The sequence below is a fragment of the Binatus sp. (SeqCode) genome (assembly GCF_036522015.1).
GTDB lineage: Bacteria > Desulfobacterota > Binatia > Binatales > Binataceae > Binatus.
Window position 1 is genome coordinate 1 of the sequence record NZ_DATDGQ010000278.1, and the last position, 5434, is coordinate 5434.

Annotated in this window: 6 protein-coding genes; 2 read left to right on the forward strand and 4 right to left on the reverse strand. The window is 61.8% G+C overall.

The window, feature by feature from the left end:
* Positions 1 to 225 precede the first annotated feature (225 nt).
* The 4 genes from gspG to VIW95_RS12010 all read right to left on the reverse strand — a co-directional run bounded on the left by gspG (position 226) and on the right by VIW95_RS12010 (position 4309).
* Positions 226 to 645: a type II secretion system major pseudopilin GspG gene (gspG, locus tag VIW95_RS11995; protein ID WP_331586753.1), complete on the reverse strand. Its 420-nt coding sequence runs from the start codon at positions 643 to 645 to the stop codon at positions 226 to 228.
* Positions 646 to 677: 32 nt separating this feature from the next.
* The gene (gspF, locus tag VIW95_RS12000; protein WP_331586755.1) at positions 678 to 1907 is read right to left on the reverse strand and encodes a type II secretion system inner membrane protein GspF; all 1230 of its coding nucleotides are present in this window, start codon (positions 1905 to 1907) and stop codon (positions 678 to 680) included.
* Between the two features lie 25 nt (positions 1908 to 1932).
* A complete protein-coding gene (gspE, locus tag VIW95_RS12005; protein WP_331586757.1) occupies positions 1933 to 3648 on the reverse strand; it encodes a type II secretion system ATPase GspE in 1716 nt (571 codons plus the stop codon).
* A gap of 187 nt (positions 3649 to 3835) precedes the next feature.
* Entirely contained in the window at positions 3836 to 4309 is a 474-nt protein-coding gene (locus tag VIW95_RS12010; protein ID WP_331586759.1) for a hypothetical protein, read from the reverse strand.
* A gap of 87 nt (positions 4310 to 4396) precedes the next feature.
* Between VIW95_RS12010 and VIW95_RS12015 the strand changes: the two genes are divergently transcribed.
* Both VIW95_RS12015 and VIW95_RS12020 read left to right on the forward strand, forming a co-directional pair.
* On the forward strand, positions 4397 to 4630 hold the full coding sequence (locus tag VIW95_RS12015; protein WP_331586761.1) for a hypothetical protein: 234 nt from the start codon (positions 4397 to 4399) through the stop codon (positions 4628 to 4630).
* Between the two features lie 80 nt (positions 4631 to 4710).
* Positions 4711 to 5434, forward strand: a 724-nt coding sequence (locus VIW95_RS12020; protein WP_331586763.1) for an enoyl-CoA hydratase-related protein, incomplete at its 3' end; no start/stop codon positions are given.

Here is a 5434-nt window from a genome sequence, read left to right on the forward strand (position 1 = left end):
GTCTTCGATCCTCGCGTCCAGCGTGTCTGTGAAGAATTGGACGCGGCAAAATCCGCGGCGTCGGCCGCGGCGGCGACCGCGATATCGCCGCCAGTCGTCAGTCGGTCCAAGGAATATGCATGGAGTTCAAGCAGCGTGAAGCCCGGCGCGGCGGACGTTGCGCCAAAACCCGCGTGCAACCTGGCGCGGCGAGGAGCTGGCCCGGGCCGGCACTTCATTGCGTCGTCACGACGACTGGCTGCCGTCGATATCGTCCGCGCTTTCGACGCCGTCCGCGCCGAACGACTTCAGCACGTACGAATTACCGTCGCTCTGGTAGAAATAGGGCGTCCCCCACGGATCTTTCGGCAGGCGCTCGATATAGCCGCCGCTCTCGTAGTTGGCGGGCACACGGCCGTTGGTCGGCGGCGATACCAGCGCGTTCAATCCCTGGTCGGTGGTCGGGTAGTAGCCGTTGTCGAGGTAGTAGCGATCGAGCGCGGTCTTGATCTCGGCGAGGTCGGCCTGCGCCTTGGTGCGTTTGGCCTTGTCGGCGGCACCGCGCAGGCTCTGCACGACGATCGTCGCGAGCAGGCCGAGGATCAGGATAACCACCATGATTTCAATCAGGGTGAAACCATCCTGATTGTATCGGCGTGATTTCATCGCGGTTACCTCCGGCGCGTTATTCATTTTCATCATTGCATCAACTGGTTGAGCTGGAAGATCGGCATCAGCACCGCCAGCATCATGAACACGATAACAGCCGCCATCGCTATCGTCATCACGGGCTCGAGCACGGTGGTCATCTGGCTGAGCGAATGCGAGACTTCGCGCTCGTAGTTGTCGGCGACGCGTTCGAGCATCCGCTCGAGTTCGCCGGAACGCTCGCCAACGCGGATCATCTCGATCAGCAGCGGCGGAAACAGGCCGCTGCGCGCCAGCGTCTGCGCCATGCCGTGGCCCTCGCGAATACTCTCGCGGCTCTGCTCGACGGCGTCCTTGAGCAGGCCGTTGGTCACTACTCCTTTGACCGCGTCGAGCGACGGCAGCAACTGGACGCCGCTGGCGAGCAGGGTGGCCAGCGTCCGTGCGAAGCGCGCGCAGATAATTCGAATCAGCGTCGGCCCGATGTAGTACACCTTCAGAATCGCGGTGTCGTAAATTCGGCGGCCGCGCGGGGTCGCCATCGCGGCGGTGAATCCTGCCACGATTCCAACCAGCAAAAGCGCCAGCGGAATCCAGTAGCCCGTGACAAGGCCCGAAAATGTAATCAGGATTCGCGTCGCCAGCGGCAGCGCGGCGTGCTGCTGCTCGAAAATAGTCGCGACCTGCGGCACCACGTACGCGACCAGGAACGCCATGATTCCCGTGCCGACGCACATCATGATGATCGGATAGGTCAGCGCGCCGCGCACCTTGGTGACGAATTCGTTCTGGCGTTCGCTGTACTCCGCGAGCCGGTCGAGCACCGCCTCGAGCGCCGCGGCCTGCTCTCCCGCGCGCACCATCCCGATGTAGAGGTCTGAGAAGACGTCGCGATGGTTGCTCAGCGCGTCGGCCAGCGACGATCCCTCGCGCACGCGCTCGCGCACCTGCGAGAGCATCCGCTTGGTCGCGGCGCGCGACGATTGATCGCTGAGCGCGCTGAGCGCATCGACCAACTGTACGCCCGCGCCGAGCAACGCGCTCAACTGCCGCGTGAGCAGCGCCAGGTCCGACGCCGGCATCTTGCGCCGCCAGAGCGAGGGCAGCCACTCGCGCTTGGCGGCCTGGCGTTGGGCGGCGTTGGATTCCTCGTTGAGGTCGGTCGGGTAAACTCCCTGCGAGCGCAGCTTACCACGCGCGGAGCGCGCGCTGTCAGCATCAACTACGCCATTGACGGAACGTCCGTCGGCGCCAAGACCTCGATAAGCAAATACTGGCATCGGTGAAAAAAATTAAGCGGGCGCTCTAGTCGATATCTTCCTGGGTGACCCGCAGCAACTCCTCGATCGAAGTCTCGCCGCGCACCACGCGAGCCGCGCCGTCCTGGCGCAGGAGAGTCATGCCGACGCTGGTGCACTTGCGGCGCAGCGTCGCGGCGTCGGCGTTCTGCATCACGAGCGCGCGGATCTCGTCGTCCATGATCATCAATTCCTGTATCGCCATTCGGCCGCGATATCCCGTGTTGCGGCAATTGCGGCATCCCTTGGGACGGCAAATCTTGTTCTCGGCCTGCACGCCCCTGAGTCCGATTCGCGCGAGCTCGGTTTCGCTGGCCTTGTAGGGCTCGCGGCAATCGACGCAGAGCTTGCGGACCAGCCGCTGCGCCAGCACGGCGAGAATCGACGACGAGACCAGGAACGGCTCGATTCCCATGTCAACCAACCGCGTCACCGCGCCGAACGAATCGTTGGTGTGGAGCGTCGAGAACACAAGATGGCCGGTGAGCGCGGCCTGGATTGCGATTTCGGCGGTCTCGCTGTCGCGGATTTCGCCGACCATGATCACATCGGGATCCTGGCGCAGTATCGAGCGCAGGCCGCTGGCGAAGGTCAGCTCGATTTTCGGATTCACCTGCATCTGGCCGACGCCGCGCAACTGGTACTCGATCGGATCTTCGATCGTGATGATATTCTTTTCAGGCGAGTTGATTCGAGTGAGACACGCATACAGCGTCGTCGATTTGCCCGAGCCGGTCGGTCCGGTCGCCAGGATAATCCCGTGGCTCTGCCGGATTAACCGATCGAGCCGCTGAAGATTGTCTCCCGAGAAACCAAGATGGTCGAGGTTGATAGCTTCGACCGCCTGCGCGCGGTCGAGCAGTCGCAACACGATCCGCTCGCCGAACGCTGTCGGTATCGACGACACGCGCAAGTCGATGTCGCGGCCCGCGATCCTAAGACGGATTCTGCCGTCCTGCGGCAGCCGCTTCTCGGCGATATTGAGGCCCGCCATGACCTTGACGCGCGAGGTGATCGCCGGCTGGAAACGCTTGGGCGGCGACAGCACGTCGTACATCATGCCGTCCACGCGGAAGCGCACAACCATTTCCTTTTCGAAAACTTCAACGTGAATGTCCGACGCGCGGTCCTTGACTGCCTGCGACAGCACGCCGTTGACGAGCTTGATAATCGGCGCCGAATCGTCGGACTCGAGCAAGTCCAGCGGCTCTGACGCGAGTTCGTTGGCGACCACGTCGAGCCGCTCTTCCTGCAGATCGATCATCAGATCTTCGGCCGAAGTGGCCGACGCCTGGTCGTAGGCGCGGTTGATTGCCTCGGCGATTACTTCGGCTGGTGCGACCAGCGCTTGTATCTGCGTACCGAACAGGATTCGCAAGTCGTCGAGCGGCTCGAAGTTGGCCGGGTCGGCGATCGCGATGGTTACCGTGCCGTCAACGATCGACAGCGGCAGCAGTCGGTTCTTCTTGGCGTAGTTTATCGGAATCTTCGAGACGAGCTTGGAATCGAGCGAGTTCTCGTCGATATGTGCCTGGAAGGGCAGCCGGTATTCCTGCGCGAGTGCGCGCGCCAGCCGTTGCGGCTCCAGCGCGCCCATCTCGACCAGTACGTCTGCCAGCTCCTGTCCGGGTTTCTTGCGCTGGCGCGCCTTATCCAAGTCCTGCGCGGAGACCCACGAGCGATCGAGCAAAATCGCCTCGAAACTCTTGCGCGCAGTCGCCATCAGGCACGCACGCCCGCCGACGCCACGCCGCGTCGATTCAAGTCATATCGAGTCATTTTCAACGACAATGACACCCCACCGAACATACCACCATTCCCCCCTTCGGGGCTCAATTAGACAGGATGGTTCCGGCTAGTTGCAAGTATGCGTTCCCCATGGCACCCGACGGTTTTAGCCATCGCTGCGACTAGTAGTGCACGGCGCCGGGCTGCGTCTCGGTCCCGTTCCCGATCGGCCCCTGGTTGATCCCAAACCCCATCCCCGTATGTCCCTTGGCCGGCAGAGTATGCTCGGCTTCCTGCCATGAGACGAGTTTACCCCCGACAAACTTCAAATCGAGGAAGGTGCCTTTGTCGCCGTCCTTGGACGAGGTGTACAGCAATGCGGCGGTAACGTCGTTGCTGTTGGGCTTATAGGGGTAACTCCAGACCTCGGTTTCGCCCGGCAAATAGGTCCGAATATCCGGCTCACCCCACGAATGATGCACCTGTGGCGAGGTCTGGCCGACCTGCAGCGAATCCGACATCCGCGTCGCTTTGAGCCGGGTACCAGCCTGGTATGCGACGCCGCATCCAGCGAAAATCAGCGATGCCGACACTATCGCGAGCAGGGCAAAGCGGGGAAATCGGGCGTTTTTCAGGGGCAGGGTTCTTATCGACATTCCATCCATCGGCGCGATTCTGGGGGCGCCATCCTTGATTGTCAACGTTATGCTATAGAGCATCGAATATGAACGAGGGAGACCCCGATGGCGCGTAAGCTGACTCTGGTGAAAGGATCGTCGCAGCGCGGCTCGCTGGTTTACGGGATGCGCATCTTCGCCCCGGGCAGCGTCGCCGGCGTCGAGGATGCGCGGGTCAACCTGGCCGACGGCACCAGCGGACGCGTCACGATGCATCTGATCGAAGGCACGCGCGTTCAAATCCGGCGCCAACTGATGCAAAGCATCGATGCGTTTTTCGAACTCCTCGATGAGCAGTAAGATACCAACAATCCGGTCCCCCTTCCCGCGCGGGAAGGGGTTAGGTTCCTGAACTAGAATCAACAGAGGCTGTGAAAAGAATGGATCTGAAATTCATCAAATACGAGAAGCGCAACCATATTGCATATATCACGTTCAACCGGCCCGAGCGGATGAACGCCTTGCATCCGCCGTGTCACGTCGAGATGGACAGCGTGTGGGACGACTTCGTCGCGGACAAGTCGGCGTGGGTGGCGATCGTTACGGGCGCCGGCGACAAGGGGTTCTCAGCAGGTAACGATTTGCGCTGGACCGCTGAGAATCGCGGGGAACTGGAGAGGTCCATTCGCGGCAAGGGTGGCTTCGCCGGAATCACCGCGCGCTACGACATCTACAAGCCGATCATCGCGGCGGTGAACGGATTCGCGCTCGGTGGCGGATTCGAAATCGCGCTCTCGTGCGATATCATCATAGCCGCCGAGCACGCGCGTTTTGGATTGCCGGAACCGCGCGTCGGCCTGATGGCCGCAGCGGGCGGCGTCCATCGCCTGCCGCGCCAGATTCCGCTTAAGATCGCGATGGGCATGATGCTGACCGGCAAGCACATCACCGCCGCCGACGCGCTCCGCTTCGGAATCGCGAACGAAGTGGTACCGCTGAAGGATCTAATTTCAACGGCCGAAAAATGGGCGGGCGCGATCATGGAATGCTCGCCGCTGTCGGTGCAGGCGACGAAGGAAGCAGCGATGAACGGACTCGGGACGCCGATCCAGGAAGCGCTCGCGAAGCATTACGATTTACAGACGAAGCTGTTCCGATCGAAAG